Below are 25,890 nucleotides of genomic sequence, written 5' to 3' on the forward strand. Positions count from 1 at the left end.
AGGCATCAAAAACCATAGCAAGACGTCTCTGCTGATTTAATCTAAATCCGTTTATTGTCCGCATTCCAGTTTTTGATATTTTGTTTGATAACAGAAGGCGACCAGTCATTTTGCGCCGTTTGATGCATCATTTCCATCAAATCTTCATCCTGAGCAAACCTCAGCGCAAAAATCTGGGCGTCGGAAAAATGATAGGTCGAATTTTCCAATCTGTTTCCTGTCATAGCAAAATATCGGAATTTAAATTCATTAATAATGATCCTGTCCTGTAAACTCAATGCATAATGCTGACGAAGCATGAATGATAAAATAATCATCAAAATAATGGCAGCAGAAATTGCAATCCAAATCCAGAATAGATTCTCATCCACATCCACAAAACTGAAAATTTTAAAAACTGAAAACACCAGCAAAACCAAAGATAACGGATAGAAAATAAAATGATGTAACGGGTAATATTTCCTGTGATTTTTCAGATTCTGGTCCATGTTATTTGATTTTATATCGGCTTATAAATTCTGGTTTCAGCTGCTCCTTGATATCTTTGAAATTTAAAGTAATATAGACCACACCAGCAGCATAGGCTGTAATCTCGTACTGATTATAGACAAATGTAATTTTGTTCTGGTCAAAATAGAAATTGTTGTTCAGCTCGATTTTATCTACAAGCATCATCTCCTTTTGATCTTTCTCTACAAAATTGTTTTTTAAGATTTTATCCCAATTACTATCTTCCGGGTTTTTGAAGATATCATTTTGAGAAATTACCTTATTATCCTTCAGATCCAGTGTTTTATAATTTTCAAAATAATAACCATGCGCACCGCCTGTATAACCGCTTCCGGAATATTTCAGAGTCAGGACATCATCATTGTGAGAAACAACCTTCATATCTGACATCTCATCCCAGGTTTGCTTAAAATCAGGCGACCATTCTTTTGAGCTTTTCTTAGTATCGTCAAAACTTTTTTGCATCTGTTGAGTTAGAAATGATTTCAATGAGTTAGCATCATATGCAGATGTTTTCACATTAGCTTCTTTGTAGATACTATCCAGAACCGTTTTATTTTCAATGGATGGAAAAACAAGTAGTTGCTTGTTGAAAGAAGCTGTAAGATTTTTGTTAATTACCAAAGAATCCTGAACACGAACAGAGTCAATAACGAATTCCTTTTTGGATTCCAAGCTATCAGATCTGGTAACATTAATGTTGATTTCTTTGTTTTCGGTTTTCGAGCAGGAAGTCAGTAAAACTCCAACTGAAAGAATGATACACAGTTTTTTCATAGTATTTATTATTTAAAATGGTTATTTTTTCAAAGGTTTATAATAACAAAAAACCTTCCAAAAATTGGAAGGTCTGATTTTATGATTATGCATCAATTCTTGCATAAACTGCATTTTTTTCGATAAATTCTCTCCTCGGCGGAACTTCGTCTCCCATCAGCATAGAGAAAGTTGAATCTGCCTCAACGGCGTTATCAATCGTTACTTGCTTCAGAATCCTGTGTTCCGGATTCAGAGTTGTTTCCCAAAGCTGTTCAGGATTCATCTCTCCAAGACCTTTATAACGTTGCACTTCTACGCCTTTTCCGTCGGGTGACATTTCTAAAGTAAACTCTTCACGCTCCTTTTCGTTGTAAGCATATTGTTTCTTATTTCCTTTCTTTAGCAAATACAAAGGTGGTTGGGCGATATAGATATATCCGTTCTCAATCAGCTCTTTCATATATCTGAAGAAGAAGGTCAGAATCAACGTCGAAATGTGGGAACCGTCGATATCGGCATCGGTCATAATGACGATTTTGTGATATCTTAATTTGGCCATATTCAACGCTTTGGAATCTTCTTCTGTTCCAACAGAAACACCAAGCGCTGTGTAGATATTCTTGATTTCCTCATTATCATAAACCTTGTGAAGCATTGATTTCTCAACATTCAGAATCTTACCTCTCAGTGGAAGAATCGCCTGGAAATGGCGGTCACGGCCTTGTTTTGCCGTTCCACCTGCGGAATCTCCCTCAACCAGAAAAATCTCGGATTCAGCCGGATCTTTTGAAGAACAATCAGATAATTTCCCTGGCAACCCAGAACCACCCATCGGCGATTTTCTCTGAACCATTTCACGTGCTTTCTTCGCAGCCTGTCTGGCTTTTGCCGCTAAAACAACTTTCTGAACAATTGTTTTTGCCTCGTTTGGGTTTTCCTCCAGGAAATTAGTCAGCATTTCACCCACGATTTTATCAACCGCGCCAGAAACTTCTGAGTTACCCAACTTCGTTTTAGTCTGACCTTCGAACTGAGGCTCCATAACCTTTACAGAAACCACTGCTGTCAAACCTTCGCGGAAATCGTCTCCTGTAACTTCTACTTTTTCTTTTGCAGGAAGTCCTAACTCATCGGCATATTTTTTCAAAGTTCTTGTCAAAGCTCTTCTAAAACCTGCCAAGTGTGTCCCACCTTCGTGGGTATTGATATTATTAACGTAAGAATGCAAGTTCTCGTTGAAAGACGTGTTATAACGCATCGCCACTTCCACAGGAATATCATCACGCTCACCTTCCATAAAAATCACGTGCTCCATTATAGATTCGCGGTTTCCGTCGATATATTCAACAAACTCTTTTAATCCGCCTTCCGAATGGAACACTTCTGATTTGAAAGAACCGTCTTCCAGTTTTTCTCTTTCGTCGGTTAACGTAATTGTAATCCCTTTATTAAGATAAGCCAACTCTCTTAATCTGGTTGCCAACGTATCATAATTGTAAACTAATTCAGTAAAAATAGAATCATCCGGCTGGAAAAACTGTTTCGTTCCTCTGTAATCGCTGTTGCCTATCTCTTCAACCCCAGTTTGTGCTTTCCCTCGGGAATAAACCTGCTGATAAACATTCCCATCTCTGTAAACAGTTGTAATCATTTCGTTGGAAAGTGCGTTAACACAAGAAACCCCAACCCCGTGAAGACCTCCGGAAACTTTGTAAGAATCTTTGTCAAACTTACCACCGGCTCCGATTTTGGTCATTACAACTTCTAGCGCAGACTTCTGTTCTTTCTCGTGAAAATCGACCGGAATACCACGACCGTTATCCATAACTTCGATCGCATTACCTTCTTTTATCGCGACAGTAATTGTATCACAATATCCGGCTAAAGCTTCATCGATAGAGTTATCCACGACTTCATAAACCAAATGGTGGAGACCTCTGACTCCTACATCACCAATGTACATCGAAGGACGCATACGAACGTGCTCCATTCCTTCCAATGCCTGAATACTACTTGCTGTATATTGTTTTTGACTCATATTATTCTTATAATCAGCACTTAGCCGATAATTTTACAAAGTGTTATTTCTATTAAAATGCTCACAAATATCGTGAAAAAATTCGAGATATGAAAGCTAAAAAATGGGTTAGTTTTCAACAGCAATGCAAATAAAAAAGCGAACTACACAGTCCGCTTTTAATTTATATCCAATGAGAAATTAAACCAGTTTCATCAACAAAACCTCATCAATTTTCTCAACTTTCACCAAATTATTTTTAGTTAAAGTTTTAGAAGCCTTGTCCCATTTTTTACCGGAAAGCTGAGAACGATTTTTTACTTCATTCAGTTCCATTGCCTCTTCCTGTGAATTAAGGATTTCAAGAATCACTTTTTCATCTTCTCCCAATTCAACTGCCGGAGTTTTTTTCTCAGGTCTCATTTGCGGGAAGAAAAGCACTTCCTGGATTGATGGATTGTTAGTTAGGAACATAATTAATCTGTCCATACCGATTCCTAAACCAGAAGTTGGCGGCATTCCATATTCCAAAGCTCTAAGGAAATCTTCATCAATAAATTGCCCAGCTTCATCATCCCCTTTTTCTGATAATAATAATTGATGCTCAAAACGTTGTCTCTGGTCGATTGGATCATTCAATTCCGAATAAGCATTCGCGATTTCTTTTCCACAAACCATTAATTCGAAACGCTCTGTCAAACCTTCTTGACTTCTATGTTTTTTGGTCAATGGCGACATCTCAACAGGATAATCTGTAATGAAAGTCGGCTGAATGAAGTTTCCTTCACACTTTTCTCCGAAAATCTCATCAATCAGTTTTCCTTTACCCATTGTTTCATCCACCTCGATTCCGATAGATTTTGCGAAGTCAAATAATTCCTGCTCAGATTTTCCAGTGATGTCAAATCCTGTATATTTCAGAATCGCTTCTGTCATAGAAACTCTTGGGTAAGGTGCTTTCCAACTGATGGTGTGTTCTCCGAAAACAGATTCCGAAGTTCCGTTGACCGAAGTCGCACAGAATTCCAACAATTTCTCCGTGAAATCCATCATCCAGTTGTAATCTTTGTAGGCCACATAGATTTCCATTGCCGTGAATTCCGGATTATGTGTTCTGTCCATCCCTTCATTTCGGAAGTTTTTCGAGAATTCATAAACACCATCGAATCCACCAACAATGAGTCTTTTCAGATATAATTCGTTAGCAATTCTAAGATATAAAGGAATATCCAAAGCATTGTGATGTGTGATAAATGGTCTTGCTGCAGCTCCACCAGGAATGGATTGTAAAATAGGCGTTTCGACTTCGAAATAACCTGCATCATTGAAGAAAGTTCTCATCGCATTGAACAATTTTGTTCTTTTAACGAAGATTTCCTTCACATGAGGGTTCACAACCAAATCCGCATAACGCTGTCTGTAACGCAATTCTGCATCTGTGAAGCCATCGAAAACATTACCTTCAGCATCTACTTTTGGAAGCGGAAGTGGACGAAGCGACTTTGTCAATAAAGTGAAATTTTTCACCATTACCGTCATCTCTCCAACCTGAGTTTTGAACAATTCACCCTCTATCCCGATGATGTCACCGATATCTAAAAGATGCTTGTAAACTTCGTTATATAAAGTTTTGTCTTCACCAGTACAAATCTCGTCACGGTTAAAATAAACCTGAATCCTCCCTTCGGAATCCTGCAATTCTGCAAAACTTGCCTTTCCCTGAATTCTTCTTGACATCAAACGTCCGGCAATCACCACCTTCTTCCCTTCTTCGAAATTCTGTTTTATAGATTTGGTGGAATCAGTGATTTTGTATTCAGCGGCAGGGAATGCATCGATTCCCAGATCGGTCAATTTTTGTAATTTTTCGCGACGGATAATTTCCTGTTCTGATAATGACATTTTAATTCAATTTTTTCGAATTGCAAAAATAGTGATTTTTAAATGGTTGTGGAAGTTAAATTTTGACATAACCACAAAAGACACAAAAGGAGATTCTTTGGATTTATTTTAACGCAAAGGGTGCAAAGTTTTTTTATTTATTGAGGATATTTTAAGATTCGCAAAGTCGTAAAACTCATCAAAGAAATAAACATAAACTTTGTCATTCCGTAGGAATCTTTGTTATTTAAGCTTCTACGGAATGACAAAGTGGTATTTTTAGGAAAACCTTTATTTTGCCGGCGAATTTGCAGCCCGGCTTGAGCGGAGCTCCTTTTTACGCAACGCAGTGAAGTGAAAAGAGCGTGAGCGGAAGACGGAAAAAGCTGCCCAAAAGTTACTTCTCTTTATTCAATTTTTCTATGCCGGCTTTCACGTCCGGATGGCTCATAAATAATTTCCAAATCAAACCTGTTCTGTGATTTTCCATCATCACGGTCATTGGCGCCTGATTCAGTCCCATAAAAATCGGAGAACACCAGTTGTTATTTAAATCAAACGAATCCCGGAAACCATATTCACCCCAAAGAAAATCGCCGTAATTGAGATAGAAATTTTTCAAAACTGCCATCGATTCGGTTGGTGTATAAGGAAAAGAGGCAATTGCGCCAGTCGGAGTCAATTTGCCTGTATCTTCTCTTTCCACAGGCTCATCAGGATTGTAGCCGTTTGGTCCGTCCGAAGCTGTTAAACCCCAACCGTCTTTACCATAACCCTTTTGTTTTTTCGGATTTTCGACACAATACAGGTAATTGATTTTGGCAATATTCTGATTATTTTTGAAATAATTGGTGTATCGGTCCGTCAATCCGTGCGGGTCATATCCCATAAATGAATAATGTGCGAAAAAGAGCGGACCGCCTTTGTTGACGCCAACATCCAGTTTGATTCCGTAATAGGTATTTCCGTTGGTGTACATTGAACCTTCATCAGATTTTCCCCAATCTTTCCGGTAATCCTGAGCAATTTTATCCTGACTTGCCCAACCCGAATAATACATACTCGCCGGAACCGAATGTGTTGGTGAAGCTATAGCCATCAAATAAGTTACCATCGTCTCATTCCAGCCAATCAGACGGTGATTGATTGTCCAAGCCTGGTCGGGCGACCAATGCCAGTAGAGAAATTTGCTATCTGGCGTTTGTTTGAACCAGTTCCACTCGATTCCTTTCCAGAACTTGTCGATTTTTTGTCTGATATTTTTCTCTTCCGCATTGTCTTTGTTAAAATATTGATGAGCCGCTAACAACCCCTGAACGAAAAATGATGTTTCCACCAAATCGGCTCCGTTATCTCTCTTTCCGAAAAACGGTTCGGTTTTCCCCGTTTTTCCGTCAATGAAATGCGCTACTGCGCCGTGGTATTTGTCTGCTTTTTCGATGAAATTAACAATCCTAGTAAAACGTTCCACAGATTCTTTTCTTGAGATAAATCCCCGTTCAGTTCCGGCAATCAGAGCCATAATTCCAAAACCTGAAGCGCCGGTTGCAATCATATTTTGTCTTCCGTTGGTATTTTCTTTTGACAAGCCGCTTTCCGGTTCTGCGCCGTCCCAATAATAATTAAAAGACGCTTCCTGAACCATCGTTATCAGTTCTTCATCAGACATATTTTTGGTTTCAGTTGAAGCGATTTCTGATAATTTTGATTCGTTGAAAAGCTTGTCGAGGAAACTAATTTTATAGGAATATTTCTTTCCGGTTTCATTAGTGAAATCAGCAAATCTATCAATATAAGCATCCTGAATTCCGACCGGTTTGAAATCTTTTCCATTTTCGGAGCGGTAGATTTTCACATATCTGATATTATTGTCTTTGATTGGACTCCATTTCAAATCTACGTGTTTCATGTAACCTTTAGCGAATGAAATTTTTGGAATTTCAGCAATCTTCTTCTTTTCTCTTGAATCAATGAAAGCAATATCGTCTAACCAAATTTTGTTATTAGAATCAGAGTTTTCAGGCTGAGTGAAAACAATCGCTTTAACGGATTTAGGATTATCCTTCACAGAAGCATCCATATTTGAAATGTCAATCAAAACATTTTCCCACTGATTATTTTTCACCAGCTTAAAAGTAATCGGTTTCGAAAAACCGCCGTCGGTTTTCTGAAGTTTTACAGTTGGCAGAATATTAGAATCATTTTTTTCAGATTTAATCCAAAAACTTAGGAAATTGGCTTTGGTAAAGAAATCTTTTCCTCTCACATCTTCATATTCTAATGATGCTTCCCATTTTCCGTCTTTTGCATTTTTATAATCCAGCAAAAGTGAATTTCCAGGCGAGTGAAATTCATTTTTATCAACCAATAATTTATTATTCTGATTTTTCACAGAAGCTGAACCTGAAGATTTTACATTTCCATAAAAGAAATTATCTTTCATCAAACTATTTGTGAAAAAAGTATAATCATATTGATATTCCTGCGCACATAATGATGCGGAAAAAAATAGAGCAGAATACAAGATAGATTTCATAGATTTTATTTTTGAAAAGATAATCATTTTCTCCAAAAGAAGCATAAACGAAAAAAGACAGTTCAAAACTGCCTTTAATCCTTATAGTCAGAGCTATAAATTATTTTGAAGATAAAATATATTGCGCCATAAATTTCGCATTTTCTTTGCTCAATCCATTGTGAGCCGGCATTGGAACATCACCCCAAATTCCGGAGCTTCCTTTTATGATTTTATCTGCCAGCAATTCTACATTCTCCGGCGTGTTTTCATATTTCGCAGCCACTTCTTTATAAGACGGGCCAATCATTCGTTCATCCACTTTATGACATCCTAAACAATCTGCGCCTTCCACTAAAGACTGACCTTCAGCAATTGGGTCCGTCACAACTTTTGGTGCAGCTTCGGGTTCTTGTTTCAGAACATCTTTGTTTCCTGAATTATCACTTTTCGAACAAGCCACAATTGAGGCCAGAGCAAACGCCAGAAATAGTCTTTTCATATGTAGATTTTATTATTTTTTAATGGTCATATGTTATCGCCTATCTTCCTTGGTGTTTGTTTGCAAACTTGTTAATGGCGATTTCATATCCATTGATTTATCCCGCAAATTTACCGAATAAGGAATTAAGACTGAATTTAAATTAGAAATAATAGGAATGATTATCTTTGCAGAATGGTAAAAATTGGCAACATAGAACTTCCGGATTTTCCGCTTTTGCTGGCACCGATGGAAGATGTAAGTGATCCACCTTTTAGAAAACTGTGCAAAATGCACGGCGCAGACCTGATGTATTCTGAGTTTATCTCTTCGGAAGGATTGATTCGTGATGCAATTAAGAGCCGCAAAAAGCTAGATATTTTCGATTACGAAAGACCTGTCGGAATCCAGATTTTTGGTGGTGATGAGGAAGCAATGGCAATGTCTGCCAGAATCGTGGAAACAGTTGAGCCAGATTTAGTGGATATTAATTTTGGTTGTCCTGTAAAAAAAGTAGTTTGCAAAGGCGCAGGTGCAGGCGTTTTGAAAGACATCGATTTGATGGTTAGATTAACCAAAGCTGTCGTGAATTCTACACATTTGCCGGTTACTGTAAAGACCAGATTGGGCTGGGATGACAGCAGTATCAATATTGATGAAGTTGCCGAAAGATTACAGGATGTTGGAATCAAAGCCTTAACCATCCACGCCAGAACACGTGCTCAAATGTACAAAGGCGAGGCGGATTGGGAACACATTTCCAGAATCAAAAGCAATCCGAATATCGAAATTCCGATTTTTGGAAATGGCGATGTCGATTCTCCCGAAAAAGCTTTGGAATATAAAAATAAATACAATTGCGACGGAATAATGATTGGTCGTGGAGCGATTGGTTATCCCTGGATTTTCAATGAAATCAAACATTTTTTTGAGACCGGAGAAATTCTTCCTGAGCCAACTATTGCAGAAAGACTGGAAGCCGTGAAAAACCACGCTCTTTGGTCTGTGGAATGGAAAGGCGAACGTCCAGGAATTGTGGAAATGAGACAACATTACAGCAATTACTTCCGCGGAATTCCGCATTTTAAAGAATTTAAGACTAAGTTTCTTCAGGCTTTGACGCTTGAACAAATTGACGAAATTATTGAAGAAACGAAACATTTTTATCAGGAAAAATGTTAGCTAATTTTTTTTAAACACGACGCTCACAAGGCTTTTTCACAAAGGTCAAAAATTATTATAGTGATCTTTGTGAACATCTTTGGGTCCATTGTGGTAAATATTATTCAATCTCTGTAACTTTTAACATTTAAATTCCAACTTATCAGACCTCAAATAATTAAAAATGAAAAAATTATTACTTCTCTCCATATTAATCTCCGGAGTTTCACAGGCTCAGTTTTTTGAGAATGCAAAACCGACCAAAATCGATACGCTAAAAGGTTCTAATACAGAATTCAGGAACTTTTGGGATGTTAAGAAATATGATATTGTCCTGGAACCGAACTTTGAAACGAAAAGTATCAAAGGAAGTAATAAAATCAGTTTGACAATTGAGAAAGATGTCAGAAACCCGACTTTTCAAATCGATTTGCAAAAGCCAATGAAAGCCGATAAAATATCGGCCAGCTTTCCAATTGCCGAGAAAAAAATTGACGGAGATTTTATTTTCCTAACGACAAAAAAGAATTTCAAAAAAGGAGAAAAATATACAATTGATATAGATTATTCGGGTAATCCGCAAATTGCTAAACACGCACCTTGGGACGGCGGCTGGATTTTCACAAAGGATAAAAACGGAAATCCGTGGATGACTGCGGCTGACGAAGGAATTGGTGCGAGCATTTGGCTTCCTGTAAAAGATATCTGGAGTGATGAGCCTGATAACGGCATAACGTTCAAAATCATCACACCAAAAGACCTTGTTGGCGTCGGCAACGGAAGATTAATCAAAGAAGAAAATCTAGGTGATAAAAAATCCTGGCTTTGGGAAGTGAAAAATCCGATTAATGATTATTCCATTATTCCATCCATCGGGAAATATGTCAATTTCAAAGATACTTTCAACGGCGAAAAGGGAAAACTGGACTTGGATTATTGGGTTTTGGATTATAATCTCGAGAAAGCAAAAAAACAATTCGAGCAGGTAAAACCAATGTTGAGCGCTTTCGAATATTGGTTCGGACCATATCCTTTCTATGAGGATTCTTACAAAATCGTGGAGTCACCGCATCTGGGAATGGAGCATCAAAGCAACGTCGCTTATGGAAATAATTATGGCAACGGCTACCTTGGAAGAGATTTATCAGGAACGGGTGTCGGGCTGAAGTGGGATTACATTATCATCCATGAGTCGGGACACGAATGGTTTGCCAACAATATCACAGCCAAAGACCAGGCCGACATGTGGATCCATGAGAGTTTCACGATGTATTCTGAGCCATTGTTTGTGGAAAAATATATGGACAAAGACTCGGCTGACAAATACATCCAGGGTGTTCGCCAAATGATTGCCAATGACAAGCCAATCATCGGAACGTACGGCATCCGGAATGAAGGCAGCGGCGATATGTATCCGAAAGGTGCGAATATGATTCACACAATTCGCCAGGTGATCAATAATGATGAGAAATTTCGCCAGATTCTGAGAGGTTTAAATAAAGATTTTTATCATCAGACTATGACCACACAACAAGTAGAAGATTATTTCATTCAAAAATCCGGAATTGATTTGAAGTCGATTTTTGACCAATATCTGAGAACTGTTAAAATTCCGACTTTGGAGTATAAACAAAACGGAAATCAATTGACTTACAGATGGACAAACGTTGTTCCTGATTTTAAATTACCGATCAGACTGGCTGACGAGCAAGAACTGAAACCAACTGAACAATGGCAAACCACGACTTTAAAATCAGACAAGCCTGTTGAGTTTAATAAGAATTATTACGTGGTTTATTCGAAACAATAAGTTATTAAACGAAAAGACCTGTTCAAATTTGAACAGGTCTTTTTTCAACAATATATGATATTATTGATTTTCTATTTTGGAACTTTAAATAACAAAATCATAGCCCAAATCTGTAAAATAGTTTGTACAATATTAATTATCCCTAAGACTAAATCATTCTTAAGGTTCTGAACTATAAAAGGCAAGCCGATTATTCCAAAAAATAAAAGTACCGCAAGAACATACTTCATCCATACTGCTCCTTTATTTACAAAATAACCAAGTACGAAGACGAAACCTACAGAAATTATTGCAATGAATATTTTCAAGCCATTATCTAAAGTCTCGTATTTCCAAATTAAATTCCCGATTCCCAAAGCACCAGAAAGGTAAATTAAATCCGCAGCTTTTTTATAGTTTGGAGAAATCTGAGATTCTTGATGATTTTCGTTCATTTATAATATTTTTTAAAATCAAATATAGTGTTACTGCAGAAAAAGCCAGCAGAATTGCTGGTTTTTCATTTATAACTTATCATCTATTCCCACTCAATCGTTGCTGGCGGTTTTGAACTGATGTCATAAGCCACTCTGTTGATTCCTCTAACCTCATTGATGATTCTGCTGGAAACGGTATCCAAAAACTCGTAAGGCAATCTGCTCCAGGTTGCCGTCATAAAATCAATTGTGTTGGCAGAACGAACAACGGCTGTATATTCATAAGTTCTTTCATCACCCATTACACCAACGGATTTTACCGGAAGAAGAACCACGAATGCCTGAGAAACTTTCTCATACAAATCATTTTTATATAATTCTTCGATGAAAATATCATCAGCTTCCTGCAAGATTCTAACTTTTTCAGCATCAACTTCTCCCAAAACTCTGATTCCCAAACCTGGACCAGGAAACGGATGTCTGTAAACCAACTCGTGTGGAATTCCCAACTCCTCGCCTACTTTTCTCACCTCATCTTTGAACAATTCCCTCAAAGGTTCCAACAGTTGGAATTCCATTTCTTCGGGAAGCCCACCAACGTTGTGATGAGATTTGATAACTGCAGAAGGTCCTTTCACAGATTGTGATTCGATAACATCCGGATAGATAGTTCCTTGTGCCAAGAATTTCGCACCTTTGATTTGTTTTGATTCTTCATCAAAGACGTGAACAAATTCGTTACCGATGATTTTACGTTTTTCTTCAGGATCACCTACTCCTGCTAATTTGGATAAGAATCTTTCGGAAGCATCTACCATTTTGATGTTCATATGGAAATGTTTGCCGTAATTTTCCATTACTTTTTTGCCTTCGTCTTTTCTCAAAAGTCCCGTATCTACGAAGATACAATTCAGCTGGTCGCCGATGGCTTTATGAATCAAAACTGCTGCTACGGACGAATCAACACCTCCAGACAATCCAAGAATCACTTTTTGATCGCCTACTTTTTCTTTGATTTCGGCAACGGTTCTCTCGATGTAATTTGTTAGTTTCCAGTTTTTGTCAGCTTTACAAATTCCGAATACGAAGTTCTCCAGCATCTTTCCACCTTCTTCAGAATGCGAAACTTCCGGGTGAAACTGTACGCAATAGATTTTTTTCTCAGGATTTGAAATCGAAGCGATAACACCTGATTTTGCATTGAGTTCAAAACCTTCCGGTAATTCTGCAACCTCGTCAAAATGGCTCATCCAAACGATGGAATTCTGATAGACACCTTTCAGTAATTCGTTTTCTTTTACAATTTCAAGGTGAGCTTTTCCATACTCGCCTTTTTCTCCTTTGGCCACTTTTCCGCCCAAAAGATGAGCTGTTAATTGCATTCCGTAGCAGATTCCTAAAACCGGAATTCCTTGTTCATACAATTCTTTTTCTACAAGGTGCGCATTTTCTGCATTCACAGAACTTGGCCCACCGGAAAGGATGATTCCTCTTGGTTTTTTCTCAAGAATTTCTGCTAATGGTGTGTTGAATGGTACTATTTCCGAATAAACTTCCATTTCACGGATTCTTCTTCCAATGAGTTGATTGTACTGTGAACCGAAGTCTAAAATGATAATTCCGTTTTGCATATAATGTTGTAATATTTTTTAAAATTGTGCGTAAATAAAAGTTCTTTTGAATGGATAAAAGACCGGCGAACCTGTAAAAACTTTTCTAAGTTCTTCTTTATAATCCTGTTTGTACTGATTTTTCAATTCATCCGGCAGTTTTTCAACAAACGGAATCATTGCTGTTCCTGAAGCCCAGTCAAAAACGGCATCTGCATCTTTCATAATGTGCGGATAAACTTTTTCGAAGACATTGATTTTTCTACCTTCGTTGTCTGACAAAATCTTGGCATAATCTTCTATATTAAGAACCGAATATTTTCTTTTCCAACCATTGAAATGTTTCTGATAAACCTCGTGTTCTGCAACGACTGATAACAACTGATGAACGATGAAATTATGATTCGATGGAACTTGTACGGCTAATTGCCCATCGGGATTCAGTTTTGAAATCAGTTTTGGAAACAACTCCTGATGATTATCGCACCATTGCAAAGAGGCGTTGGCAAGAATTAAATCAAATTTATCTTTCAATTCCACCTGCTCCTCTACGCTTCTTTGGAAAAACTGCAATCTTTTTGTTGCGTATTGCTCTGCTTTTTGAAGCATTTCTGCAGAAGAATCGATGCCGATGATTTTTGAATTTGGAATAAAATCTAAAAGTCCAGAAGTCAATTCGCCAGTTCCGCAACCTAAATCGATAACAGACATATCAGATTCTATTTCAATCAGTTTTATTAAATCAAAATATGGTGCTGAACGTTCTTTCTTAAACTGGTCATATATATCCGGATTCCAAGGCATTTTTTAGTAATTAATGATTAATTGTTAATTATGAGTAGACACTTCGACGAGCTCTGTGTGACAAATCTAATACTGAATTGCAAACTAGCCCCGATTGCAACGGCATCCTTTTTTGTCATTGCGATTGCTGACTTGTTCAACAGATTGCTTCACTTCGTCCGCAATGACAAAAAAGATATAGCACTTCGACTTCGCTCAGCATAAATTACAAGAGGGAAACAGCTCCTAAAAAAAAGAGACATTGGTCGCCCAACATCTCTATATATTTAGAATTTCGCAATATCGTCTCGGTAAAATCCGTAGTCAAAATCTACTGCAATAGCATCCTCATAGACTTTTTTGCGTGCTTCTTCGAAAGTGTCTCCAAGCGCTACCAAGTTAAGAACTCTACCTCCCGTAGAAACGACTCTGTCTCCTCTTGAATCTGCACCAGCATAAAGCAACGTGCTTCCCTTTACTTTTTCTGCCCCTGTAATCTCGAAGCCTGTCTCGTGATTCTGAGGATAACCTCCCGAACAAACCACAAGACAAACTGCTTTTTTATTTTTAAATTTCAGTTCCAGCTCCTTACCGTGAAGACAATCCTCGATAACATCTACCAAATTGTTCTCTAACAACGGTAAAAGCACCTGAGTTTCCGGGTCACCCAATCTCATATTATATTCCAGAAGATAAGTTCCGCTTTTCGTCACCATTAATCCGAAGAAAATAAATCCTTTGAAGCTAAGACCTTCTTTTTTAAGACCTTCAACAGTTGGATTCATAATATTCTGAACAAAGTCCTGAAAATGTTCATCCGTGAATTCCGGACTTGGCGCTGCAGAACCCATTCCTCCTGTGTTTGGGCCTTTGTCTCCGTTTCCGACTTTTTTGTAATCTTTTGCAGGAATAAAAGGGAAAATCTTTTCACCGTTGGAAACACCGATGATGGATGCTTCGAAACCTTGCAAAAATTCTTCGATAATAACCTGAATCCCGGCGTCGCCAAAGATTCTTTTGATCATAAAATCGTGGATTGTACCTTCTGCATCTTCGAGATTTTCAGCAATGACAACACCTTTTCCGCCAGCTAAACCACTTGCTTTGATTACCAAAGGAAACTTTTGTTTCTGTAAATATTCCTTAGCTTCTGCATAAGAATCAAATGTTACGGATTGTGCCGTTTTGATTCCGTAAGTTTTCATAAACTTCTTAGAGAATGCCTTGCTGCCTTCCAATGAGGCTGCTTTTTTTGCAGGACCAAAAACCTTGAGGTCAACTTTTTTAAACTCATCCACGATACCTTCTACAAGAGGTGCTTCAGGACCAACAATAGTCAAATCCACCTTGTGTTTGATTGCAAAATCTCTCAGTGCAATGATGTCGGTTTCGTTGATATTTTCTCCCAGTTTTTCGGTAGTGGCATTACCAGGTGCAAAGTACATCTTCGTAATTCTGTTGTCTTCGCTTAGCTTGGTAGCCAAGGCAGAAGCACGTCCACCGTTTCCTACAATAAGTAATCTCATATTATGTTTTCAGTTTAACTTTTTAAAGTGCCAAATTTAAGATTTTTTGAGGACAAATCTTATACCGAGTCTGATGTATTTTTCTTAAAAGTTTATTAAAAAATTAAGATTGTGGTAATTGCATTGGAACTTCCATTAACAATATTTCGGAATTTTCTTCAGCTTCTAGCACAAAATTTTCTGTATCCCAGATCCCAAGACCGTCTCTTTCATCAAGGATTTGGTCGCCGATTTTTGCCTTTCCTTTGATGACAAAAACATATATGCCATTTCCTGATTTATGGATGTTGTATTCTTTAGAAAAACCTTTGTCAAATCTTGCCAAACTGAACCATGCATCCTGATGAATCCACACACCTGCATCATCAGCATTAGGAGAAAGAATCTGCTGAAAATCATTCTGTACAGATTGTTCCTCGATGTTGATTTGATCGTATCTTGGTGTAACATCAGTTTTGTTTGGAATTACCCAGATTTGTAAGAATTTGACAGGTTGTTCGGTGGCGTTTTCCTCGCTGTGCATAATTCCGGTTCCTGCAGACATCACCTGGATATCGCCCTTTTTGATAATTCCGGAATTGCCCATATTGTCGCCGTGTCGCAAATCGCCTTCCAAAGGAATCGAGATGATTTCCATATCGCGGTGCGGATGTCTCCCGAATCCCATTCCACCTTCTACAAAATCGTCATTCAAAACTCTGAGAACACCGAAATGCGTTCTTTCCGGATTGTGATAATTGGCAAAACTAAAAGTGTGATGACTTTTTAACCAACCATGGTTAGCATAACCTCTGCTGTCTGATTTGTGATATACTGTTTTCATTATAAATTGATTTTAATTGTTAGGCTTTTTTGTTGATACAAATTTCCAGCTTTGAAAACTCTTACACATTGACGTAGGATAAGAACGAAAAATCCACCGATTTGGTGGATTTAATATTTAGACACTTCGACAAGTTCAGTGTGACAATTCCGTATGAAATTAGAAATGAACCTGCTGGATTTCTTCTTCGATTTCTTTTGGTGTTTCATCATCTGATTTGATGAAAATCATCGTGACAACTGCACCAATCAGCATACAGATTCCACCAACAACAATGTAATCAATTGCCATTTTTCCAAAAACATTGGAAACAATTGGGCCTCCGAAAATCCCGTTGATGATTTGAGGAATGACGATAAAGAAATTAAAAATTCCCATATAAACACCCATTTTTCTTTGCGGAATCACTTCAATCAACATCGCATAAGGCATTGCTAAAATACTTGCCCAGGCAAATCCCAATCCTATCATAGAAATCCAAAGCAACGATGTGCCCTTAATAAAATACATCGAAATTAATCCCAGTCCTCCTGATAACAAAGCCAAAGCGTGTGTTTGTTTTTTGCCTAAGAATTTGGCAATCGGTGTTAATAAGAATGCAAACGGAATCGCCCAAAGATTGTATATCCCAAATAATTTTCCGGTCAAATCCCCGGCATTATTAAAAGCTTCCGAGTGTGTATCTTCCGGAGACAACCCAAAGTGATGTGTAGCCAAAGCACTTGTGGTGAAAACCCACATCGTAAACAGTGCAAACCAAGAGAAAAACTGAACGACGCCCAATCTTTTCATCTGAGTAGGAATGTTCGCAAAATCTTTGAAGATGTCGCTAAATCTAGAAGGTTCTTCCACAATTTCTTTTCCGTCTTCAAAAGCTGCAAACTCTTCAGGTGAATATTCTTTCGTCGTCAGAATCGTGTACAGAATAGTCAACAGTAAAAATCCGGCACCAATATAAAAAGAAAAAATCACGTTATCTGCTACAAAACCTTCTGGTGCAACATTCGAGATTCCTAATTTCGTAAGCCAATCAGGAAGATAAGAACCGATTACAGCTCCAATTCCTATCAAAATTGTTTGAACAGAAAACCCAATCGTTCCCTGATGTTTTGGAAGCATATCTCCGACCAGAGCCCGAAAAGGTTCCATTGCCACATTGATAGATGCATCCATCATTGCCAGGAAAATCACGGCTAGTAATAACACATTGGCTGCAATAAGATGAGTCACAGAAGCGGCGTTTGGAAGGAGAACCAATCCGATGGCACATAAAACTGCACCAATCAAAAAATAGGGTTTTCTTCTTCCCAATGGACTCCATGTGTTATCTCCCATATGTCCTATAATGGGTTGAACGATTAATCCTGTTACAGGTGCAACCAACCAAAACCAAGACAACTCGTGAACATCAGCGCCAAGATTTGCTAAAATTCTACTGGCATTTCCGTTCTGTAAACCGAAGGCCATTTGGATTCCCAAAAATCCCATACTCATATTGATAATCTGAGCGATGGAAAGATTTGGTTTAACTTTTTTTGTCATTTATTTTTAAGGTATTTATATATTATTTTAATTTCTGAATCAAAGCATCCTCGATTGGCGTTTTGATTTTGGTGACTTCATCAACAACTTCATTGGGAACTGTTACCGAAAGAACGTATTGCTTCACTTTCCATTTACCGCTGATTTTTTCGAGAACACCCGAACCTCGGCAGATTTTCATCTGCGTGTCCAGAATCTCATCAAACCAGGCATAGTTACCATCTTTGCTAAAGTAGATATTCCGTTTTAAGGATTTGAAATTCCAGGCTTTTCCTTTATCAAAAAACGGTCTAGCCCATTCCATAAATTCCTTTTTGTTCCAAACTTCCGTGGCATCTGTCCCGATAAAAGTTGATTCTTCTGCAAAACAATCAAAATAATTTTTATAATCTGCATTGGCAGCAAATGTATTGAAATCGTCCAGTAATTTGTTAATATTCTTTTTCTGCACATTCTCGTAAAATCCCTTTTTCTGAGCACAAACAGGAATCGAAAATATCAAAAAAGATAATATAAAAATGGAAATTATTCTTTTCATTTCGGGCTTATTTTTGAGTTTCTATTATTTTTCTGATTAATACAATCTGACCGAGGTGATAATAACTATGTTCTATCATTCCGTCAAGATTTCTGATGTAAGTTCCGTACTTCTCATCAACAAAATCAGTATTGAGTTTTTCTTCCGGCAACGTTTCTATCAATTTTGCAAATTCTTCAGAATCTTTCCAAAAATCATTAAGAAAATTTTCCCATTGCTGCTGAGATTCTATAAGTGGAAAGTCAAAACTGAATTTATCTCTGATTTCCAAATCGCCACCAAGCAAAACATTTTTAATTCCTTTAATATAATAATGAATATGTTGTGCAAGAACAGCAATCGTATTCAAATTCTGAAACTTAACCGTAGCCAATTTATAATCCAAATTTTCCAGCTGGTCCTTGAAATTGGTGTTTGCAATCCAGGTTCCATTCAGGATAACTTCCCGAAAACGATTGGCCAATTGCAATTGATTTTTCATATTCAAAATATAATTTAAACGAATGTAAAAATTTGTCTGGAAAATTAATTACATTCTATTGATTTTGAAGACATTATTTATTTTAATTCTAAAATTAATGAAGATTTTGCACCAACTAAAAGTTTTGTGTTTGGAGATAACGAAATTTCACTTCCAGTAATTACATCATTACCTTTAGTATTTCCCTTGATTCCTTCAGAAAATCTTGTTAAATCTAACAACTGATTTTCCTTGTTGTTATTGATAACCACCATTACTCTTTTGTTATCGGTATAACGAAAATAAACATAAACGTTATTTTTTGGTATGTAATGCAAAGTTTTTCCAGTGTGAACCGCTTCGTTTGTTTTTCTCCAGTTCAGAAGTTTTTTGGTGTAATCGAAATATTCATTTTGAGAAGCTGTTCTTCCTGATTTTGTGAAGGCATTATTCGTATCGCCAGCCCAACCACCTGGAAAATCTTTACGGATTTCGCCATCGCCGCCGTTGTTTTTGTCGCCAGCCATTCCGATTTCGGAACCATAGTACAATTGTGGAATTCCACGAATGGTCAAAATCAAACTCATTGCTAATTTGTAATCTTCAACTTTGGGAAAAATCTGATTGAATCTATTCGTGTCGTGATTCTCAGCAAAAACCAACAGATTATTGATATTCGGATAAAGAAAATCATTCGCCAGATTGTCATAAACTCTCTGCATTCCGGAATCCCAACCAGAATCTTCACGGAAAACCTGACCAAGAGCGTCGTGAAGTGTAAAATCCATCACAGAAGGCAGATAAGAATTGTAACCTTCTATCGCTGAAATTTTGGAATCCTTCTGCCAATAAGACATCTGCGCCTGGTCGTGCATCCAAACTTCGCCTACAATATTGAATTTCGGATACTCATCGGTGATTCGTTTTGTCCAATCAGCGATGCCTTTTTTGTCGTTGTAAGAATAAGTATCCACACGGAAACCATCCAGACCGGCATATTCAATCCACCAAATGGCGTTCTGAGCCATGTAAGTCACAACCATCGGATTGCTCTGATTCATGTCAGGCATGGTAGTATCAAACCAGCCATCCATACATGCTGCTTCATCAACTTTCGCAGCGTTGGTATCAAACTGCGTTGTCATTCTGTAATTACTCCTTTGGAAACCATTTTCCTGTCCGTTCCAATAATGAATCCAATCTTTTGAAGGCAAATCTTTGATAATCCAACTTTTTGAACCCCAGTGATTGGTCACATAATCCATCACGAGTTTCATTTTTCTTTTATGAAGTTCATCAGCGAGGTTTTTGTAATCCTCGTTGGTTCCGTAACGTGGGTCGATTTTGTAGTAATCGCTTTGCGCATAACCGTGATAAGAATAGGAAGGTTCATTATCTTCCAGTAAAGGCGTGTTCCAAATCGTGGTAACACCTAATTCCTGAAGATAATCCAAGTTCTTGACGATACCGGCAATATCTCCACCGTGTCGACCACCGGTTTTGCTTCGGTCAGCTTTTTCAGCCGTGTCTGGCGTGTTGTCGTTTTTTGGATTTCCGTTCGCAAATCTATCAGGCATTATCAGATACATGACATCCGAAGATGTGTAAGAATCTCTGTTCGCTGAATTTTGTTGTCTTTGCCTAAATTCGTAATCAATAGTTTTAACGGTTTTGTTTCCGTTTTTGAAGTTCAGTTTTGTTTTTTGTGGCTGAACGCCGTTTGTGTCGATGGTTACGAAAAGGTAATTCGGGTTTTCAACTTTTTTGACTTCTTTGATTTTGATTCCGCCTGAGAATTCGGGTTGGAGATTTTGAATATCTTTTCCGTAAACTAATAATTGAAGTTCAGGGTTTTTCATTCCGCTCCACCAAAATGCAGGCTCTACTTTTTGAACCTGAGAATAAAAGATGGAGGAAAGTATGATTGAAGAAAATGTGATTATTTTTTTCATAGTGTAAATTTTAGGAAAAGACTTTGTCAAAGTGTGAACCAATGACAAAGTCCTGATTGGTGTTGAAAGCCATAGCCCCGATTGCAGTGGAAATCCTTTTTTGCGTGGACTCTGAGAGCCTCAGCCTGACAAAAGGTGTGGCAAAAAAGATTGCAACGGAAAGCGGGATTAAGCTCCTAAAAAAATTATTTAACAGGCTTCACAGAAATTGCATAGCCGCCGCTTCTTACCAGGTGAACCGGCAGTTTTGTTTTGCTGTCAACTGTTTTTTTGTAGATATGATAACTCTGTGGATTATTTACATAATCAGCGTCTTTTCCATCTTCATAGATCGTTGCTTCATATTTTCTACCCTTGTCCAGAAATGAAAAGTCTACTGTAAAATCTCTCGGGTTCTCATCTGTAACGCCACCTACAAACCAATTGTCTGTTCCTTTTGCTTTTCTGGCTGTATGGATGTAATCTCCAGGTTCTGCCGAAAGGATTTTGGTGTCATCCCAATCCGCAGCCACATCTTTTATAAACTGGAAGGCATCCATATGTTTTGCGTAATTTTCCGGTAAATCTGCAGCCATTTGTAAAGGCATATACATCACGACATAAAGCGCTAATTGCTTAGCCAAGGTTGTCTGTACAAATCTCTTATCTCCCGGGAAATAATAATCCAGTTTGGTTTGGAAAATCCCCGGCGTATAATCCATAGAACCACCCATCCATCTTGTAAAAGGGAGAATTGTCTGATGATCCGGTTTGTTACCACCAAAAGCTTCGTACTCTGTCCCACGCGCAGCTTCTGCAGATATCCAGTTTGGATAGGTTCTGCTTTCTCCGCCAGGACGAACCGACTCGTGAGAATTCACCATGATTTTATAGTCATTTGCTTTTTCAGCAATTCTGTAAAAATGGTTGATTGTCCACTGAGAATAATGGTGTTCCCCTCTTGGAATAATATCGCCTACATAACCCGTTTTCACCGATTTGTAACCGTATTTGTTCATCAATTGGAATGCCTGATCCGCCCATCTTTCGTAGTTGGTTGCTGAACCGGAAGTCTCGTGGTGCATAATTAAATTAATTCCTTTCGAATGTGCATAATCATTCAACATTTTGATATCAAAATCGGGATAAGGTGTAATGAAATCGAAAACAAACTCCTTAGAATGTCCGAACCAATCTTCCCAACCCGTGTTCCAGCCTTCGATAAGCAAACCTTGGAAGCCGTTTGCAGAAGCAAAATCGATGTATTCTTTAACTTTTGTATTGTTGGCAGCGTGTTTGCCATTCGGTGTTAATTTAGAAAAATCGGTTTTTCCAATGTGCACGTTTTCGGACGTAGAATATGCCCATTGTGATTTCCCGATGATCATTTCCCACCAGACACCCATGTATTTCGTTGGTTTGATGTAAGATGTATCTTTATATTTTGTAGGTTCGTTCAGGTTGAACATCATTTTAGAATCCATTACGTCTTCTGCTTTGGGAGCAACGATAATTGTTCTCCAGGGTGTTACAGTAGGTGTCTGGATGTAACCTTTAGCTCCTTGTCTATCAGCTGTGAGGTGGGTTTTGAATTTGAAATTCTGAGCATCTACTTCCAGGTGTGAAGCTGGATAGTCCAGAACTGCCGCTTCTCCTACATTGACATATAACTGATCTTTCCCTTCCTTTTTCAACATCAAAGGTGATTGAACAGCATTCTTGATCAGTTTTTGAGATGCATTGGAATCATAAGCCTTGGGCCACTGATTCGGAATTTCGGAGATTTTTGTGGTTTGATATTGATATTCCTGAGAGTCGTAATCTGCAACAATCCACCAAGCTTTCATATCTGTAGGAAAATCAATTTCAGAATCTTCTTCTCTGATGACAAAATAATTCAGATTTTTTTGTTGAGGAAATTCGTATCTGAAACCTAAACCGTCATTAAACAATCTGAATTTCACAACAATACTTCTATCTGTAGAAGCTTGATTAAGTGTAATAGCTAATTCATTATAATTGTTAATATAGTTCTTTTTTTCTCCAAGAATTGGCTGCCAGGTTTCGTTTTTTGAATCTCTTTTTTCAGCCGTCTTTGTAAAGCCATTATTAAGATCAAAACCAGCATCTTCGGGTTTTGCAATTTCGGAAGCAAACTTGATAGAAGAATCTTTGAATAATCTTAATCCTAATTTAGAATCCTCTACAACCACATTACCGTTATATTTCAGGTTATAAAATGGCACTCCATTTTTCAGTTGGAAATTAGCTTCGAATTTTCCGTCCGGAGACTTTAGACTTTGAGCATAAACGCCGTTAAACATCATAGTAAGCAAAGCTGCTCCAATGGTGAATTTTTTCATTTGACTAAATTTATTTTTTAAAGGTCAAATGGAATCGTTTATCAACTTTTGTATTAATTAAATAATAAATTGGCCAATGACGATTTCATTTTTCTAAGGTTTATATATGTTGTACAATATAAAAAAAGTGCTGCGAAACCGCAACACTTTTTTGTTATAATTAGAGAATTTTACAACTTCACTAGCTTGTAAGTTCCCATTTTCAAATCTACAGTAATGGTATAGAAATTATCGCCTCCACTAAATTTGATATTTCCATTAGCATCATTTATACCAAGATATCCGGTATTTCCAATGTTATCTTTACCAATATTCCCCCACTCTTTTCCAGACCAATCCTGCTGACCCAGGAATTTGAATTCTGCATTATCAGGAATCTGCCTGATCATTTCGAATTTGCCATTTCCAAGAGAATTGAACTGTTCTGCTGCTCCAGCATTCCAACCTTGTAGAGATCCCACCAAATACAGGTTCGGAATATCCCAAACACCTGCAGTAGCAGTAGCGGTCAAAGACTTAACCCCAAAATCTGCATTAATAACAACATGATAAATCCCTGCTGTTCCGGTGAATTTCATATTTTCATGATCCCCAAATTCAATATTAGATGATACAGTCTTGAAATATCTTTTTTCTGCATCAGTTCTGGAATCATCAATACTATAATTAAGAGGATTCCAGTCTTGTTGACCTAAAAATCTAAAATTTTCAGGTTGCAAATATGTATAGATTTCAGATATATTGTCATGCTTGTATAGCTTTTGAGATCCTGAAGCATTCCAAGAAACCGCTGATGCCGCTCCAACCAAGAAAAAGTCAGGATAATCAACCTGATATGGTTTCATTTTAGCGGTGACAATAGCAGATTTTAGTTCAATGGCAGGAGTAGAAAAGCTTGTTTTTGCAGTAACTCTGAAATCAAATTCGCCTTCAGTATTAACTATTCCCCCAGCTGTCAAAGCTGCAGTATTAAGATCCTTATTTGAAATAGCCAAAGATTTTGAGTTTGTAACTACACCTAGAGAAGAAAAAGTTGCAGAACCTTTCTTAGCAATTTCTACCGTATAAGTCACCGGTGATCCATAGTTAGAATAGTCATTCCAAGTAATTGTTGTAGCAATTGCAGACTGATCAGCAGAATTAAGGGTGATTGTACCTCCATTTGTCGGAGCTGTAATTATAGGCCCATTAGTTGGGTAAACAGTTACTGCAAAACTAATCGCATTTGAAACTTCAGACCCCGCTTCTATTCTGATAAAAACATTTTTTGATGAATAAGGAGAAAAACCTGCTTGCAAAAGTTTGCTGTTTACGTCACCAACTGTTGTCACAAAATTTGTAGTTGTAGAAGTACCTAGAGTTGCTTTAGTAGCAAAATCTGCCGTTGTAGAAAACACAATTGTATATTGCGATGATCCTGCTTTATCCCAAGTTAATGTAAAGGGATTATTTTTCATTGTTTCATATAGTACATTACTACCTAAAGTAGTATTATACAATTTGAAGCTTGCTTCAGGTGATGTCCAATCCTTATCAGCATCATCTCTACAGGATGCAATTGTCAGGACAACAAGTAAAGATGCCAGAAATATTTTTATTATATTTTTCATTTTGAATAGAAATTATTGTTTAACAATAGTGTAAATACCTGCTTTGATATTTACTGTAATTTTATAAGTGCTTCCATCACCAGCAAATTTAATATTTCCATTATCACCTTTAGGACCTATAAAACCTGTATTCCCTGCTTCGGAAATATTACCCCAGTCAAGACTTCCAAAAGATTTCTGACCTAAGAATTTGAACTCAGCATCAGCAGGTAATGTTGTTGTATATTCGAAAACACCTGTTCCTGTTTTTGTCATAGATATAGCATTTTCTGCTGACCAACCATTACCTGCTACATTACCAACTAAGTAAACTTGAGGGATGTCGAAGTTTGGAATTGGAGAAGAAGTAGCAGTTAGAGATTTAACATCCTTTTTTGCATTAATCACAACTTTATATATCCCCGAATCTCCGTTAAAAACCATATTTTCATTATCTCCATTTGCTTTAGCAATATTATCTGACACCTGATTAAAATACTTGTATTCATCTTTAATACCATCAGCATTTATACTGTAGTTTATTGGATTCCAATCTTTCTGACCAAGAAAACGGAAGTTTTTACCTTTTTCTAAATAAGTATATATAGAAATTATATTATCTATTTTATATAACAGCTGAGCAGAGCCTGCATTCCAATCGACATATGAGGCAGCACCAACAAGATAAAAATCAGGATATACAAGCTTATAAGGTGTAATATCAATTGATGTAATATTGGAAACGGCAGAGAGATCATCTGTCCCTAAAAAAGAAACTACTCTTAGGTACATTTTATTTGATACGAATGGCGTCAGTCCAATTGCTTCCGATGCACTGTTCATTTGAGTCGTGGTAAAAGTCATCGCTTTTTGCGAACTATTTACCGTACCTATTACATATGGTGTTTTAAATGTTTGATCTTTGGAAGCTTCTATTCTGTATTTTCCTTCAACCGGTACAGAATATCCGGCAGGATACCAAGATATGGTTATAGCGGGATTATCAGGAAAATTTACATCAAGAAATAATGTTTGTTTTGAGAGATCCATAACTATTGGAGAATTTTTACTCTCTATAGTTACAATTTCTCTATCATCGCACGATGTTAATCCCAAAATCATCACGATGAGAAGAAATATTTTATTTAAAGTTATATTTTTCATTATATGAAATT

At 37.4% G+C, this 25,890-nt stretch carries 20 protein-coding genes; 2 read left to right on the top strand and 18 right to left on the bottom strand.

Features of this window, described 5'->3' with window-relative positions; genetic code table 11:
* Positions 1-41: 41 nt before the first annotated feature.
* The 6 genes from AC5P2S_RS12600 to AC5P2S_RS12625 all read right to left on the bottom strand — a co-directional run bounded on the left by AC5P2S_RS12600 (position 42) and on the right by AC5P2S_RS12625 (position 8,184).
* Positions 42-488, bottom strand: coding sequence for a DUF6526 family protein (locus AC5P2S_RS12600; protein WP_494555095.1), 447 nt, complete (start codon positions 486-488; stop codon positions 42-44).
* A gap of 1 nt (position 489) precedes the next feature.
* Complete coding sequence (locus AC5P2S_RS12605) at positions 490-1,287, bottom strand: RsiV family protein (RefSeq protein ID WP_494555096.1); 798 nt, start codon at positions 1,285-1,287, stop codon at positions 490-492.
* An 85-nt stretch (positions 1,288-1,372) separates the two neighbouring features.
* Positions 1,373-3,307 (bottom strand): DNA topoisomerase (ATP-hydrolyzing) subunit B, encoded by a 1,935-nt coding sequence (gene gyrB, locus AC5P2S_RS12610; protein ID WP_120214683.1) that lies wholly within the window; start codon positions 3,305-3,307, stop codon positions 1,373-1,375.
* A 180-nt stretch (positions 3,308-3,487) separates the two neighbouring features.
* A complete protein-coding gene (gene lysS, locus AC5P2S_RS12615) occupies positions 3,488-5,188 on the bottom strand; it encodes a lysine--tRNA ligase (RefSeq protein ID WP_283416719.1) in 1,701 nt (566 codons plus the stop codon).
* A gap of 376 nt (positions 5,189-5,564) precedes the next feature.
* A complete protein-coding gene (locus AC5P2S_RS12620) occupies positions 5,565-7,703 on the bottom strand; it encodes a glucoamylase family protein (protein WP_494555097.1) in 2,139 nt (712 codons plus the stop codon).
* Between the two features lie 100 nt (positions 7,704-7,803).
* Positions 7,804-8,184 (bottom strand): c-type cytochrome, encoded by a 381-nt coding sequence (locus AC5P2S_RS12625; protein WP_283416717.1) that lies wholly within the window; start codon positions 8,182-8,184, stop codon positions 7,804-7,806.
* Positions 8,185-8,358: 174 nt separating this feature from the next.
* On the opposite strand from AC5P2S_RS12625, the gene dusB reads away from it, so the two are divergent.
* Both dusB and AC5P2S_RS12635 read left to right on the top strand, forming a co-directional pair.
* Positions 8,359-9,345, top strand: coding sequence for a tRNA dihydrouridine synthase DusB (gene dusB, locus AC5P2S_RS12630; RefSeq protein ID WP_494555098.1), 987 nt, complete (start codon positions 8,359-8,361; stop codon positions 9,343-9,345).
* 163 nt (positions 9,346-9,508) lie between these two features.
* Positions 9,509-11,134, top strand: a complete 1,626-nt coding sequence (locus AC5P2S_RS12635; RefSeq protein ID WP_494555099.1) for a M1 family metallopeptidase — start codon at positions 9,509-9,511, stop codon at positions 11,132-11,134.
* Between the two features lie 71 nt (positions 11,135-11,205).
* Here the strand turns inward: AC5P2S_RS12635 and AC5P2S_RS12640 are convergent, their stop codons facing one another.
* The 12 genes from AC5P2S_RS12640 to AC5P2S_RS12695 all read right to left on the bottom strand — a co-directional run bounded on the left by AC5P2S_RS12640 (position 11,206) and on the right by AC5P2S_RS12695 (position 25,879).
* Positions 11,206-11,568 (bottom strand): hypothetical protein, encoded by a 363-nt coding sequence (locus tag AC5P2S_RS12640; protein WP_494555100.1) that lies wholly within the window; start codon positions 11,566-11,568, stop codon positions 11,206-11,208.
* 83 nt (positions 11,569-11,651) lie between these two features.
* A complete protein-coding gene (gene guaA, locus AC5P2S_RS12645) occupies positions 11,652-13,181 on the bottom strand; it encodes a glutamine-hydrolyzing GMP synthase (RefSeq protein WP_494555101.1) in 1,530 nt (509 codons plus the stop codon).
* 18 nt (positions 13,182-13,199) lie between these two features.
* Positions 13,200-13,964, bottom strand: coding sequence for a methyltransferase domain-containing protein (locus tag AC5P2S_RS12650; protein ID WP_494555102.1), 765 nt, complete (start codon positions 13,962-13,964; stop codon positions 13,200-13,202).
* A 266-nt stretch (positions 13,965-14,230) separates the two neighbouring features.
* Entirely contained in the window at positions 14,231-15,469 is a 1,239-nt protein-coding gene (gene purD, locus AC5P2S_RS12655; protein WP_283416711.1) for a phosphoribosylamine--glycine ligase, read from the bottom strand.
* Between the two features lie 103 nt (positions 15,470-15,572).
* Positions 15,573-16,292, bottom strand: coding sequence for a pirin family protein (locus AC5P2S_RS12660; RefSeq protein ID WP_494555103.1), 720 nt, complete (start codon positions 16,290-16,292; stop codon positions 15,573-15,575).
* Between the two features lie 159 nt (positions 16,293-16,451).
* The gene (locus tag AC5P2S_RS12665) at positions 16,452-17,834 is read right to left on the bottom strand and encodes an MFS transporter (RefSeq protein ID WP_494555104.1); all 1,383 of its coding nucleotides are present in this window, start codon (positions 17,832-17,834) and stop codon (positions 16,452-16,454) included.
* A gap of 22 nt (positions 17,835-17,856) precedes the next feature.
* Positions 17,857-18,372 carry a nuclear transport factor 2 family protein gene (locus AC5P2S_RS12670; RefSeq protein WP_494555105.1) on the bottom strand — a complete coding sequence of 172 codons (516 nt, stop codon included), beginning with the start codon at positions 18,370-18,372 and terminating at the stop codon, positions 17,857-17,859.
* Between the two features lie 7 nt (positions 18,373-18,379).
* Complete coding sequence (locus AC5P2S_RS12675) at positions 18,380-18,853, bottom strand: DUF1572 family protein (RefSeq protein ID WP_494555106.1); 474 nt, start codon at positions 18,851-18,853, stop codon at positions 18,380-18,382.
* 77 nt (positions 18,854-18,930) lie between these two features.
* Positions 18,931-20,784, bottom strand: coding sequence for a glycoside hydrolase family 13 protein (locus tag AC5P2S_RS12680; RefSeq protein WP_494555107.1), 1,854 nt, complete (start codon positions 20,782-20,784; stop codon positions 18,931-18,933).
* A gap of 185 nt (positions 20,785-20,969) precedes the next feature.
* Positions 20,970-23,126 carry a glycoside hydrolase family 97 protein gene (locus AC5P2S_RS12685; protein WP_494555108.1) on the bottom strand — a complete coding sequence of 719 codons (2,157 nt, stop codon included), beginning with the start codon at positions 23,124-23,126 and terminating at the stop codon, positions 20,970-20,972.
* A gap of 170 nt (positions 23,127-23,296) precedes the next feature.
* Positions 23,297-24,736, bottom strand: coding sequence for a SusE domain-containing protein (locus tag AC5P2S_RS12690; protein WP_494555109.1), 1,440 nt, complete (start codon positions 24,734-24,736; stop codon positions 23,297-23,299).
* A 12-nt stretch (positions 24,737-24,748) separates the two neighbouring features.
* Entirely contained in the window at positions 24,749-25,879 is a 1,131-nt protein-coding gene (locus tag AC5P2S_RS12695) for a SusE domain-containing protein (protein ID WP_494555110.1), read from the bottom strand.
* Positions 25,880-25,890: the final 11 nt, after the last annotated feature.

The sequence above is a fragment of the Epilithonimonas sp. 33E genome, from assembly GCF_059372615.1.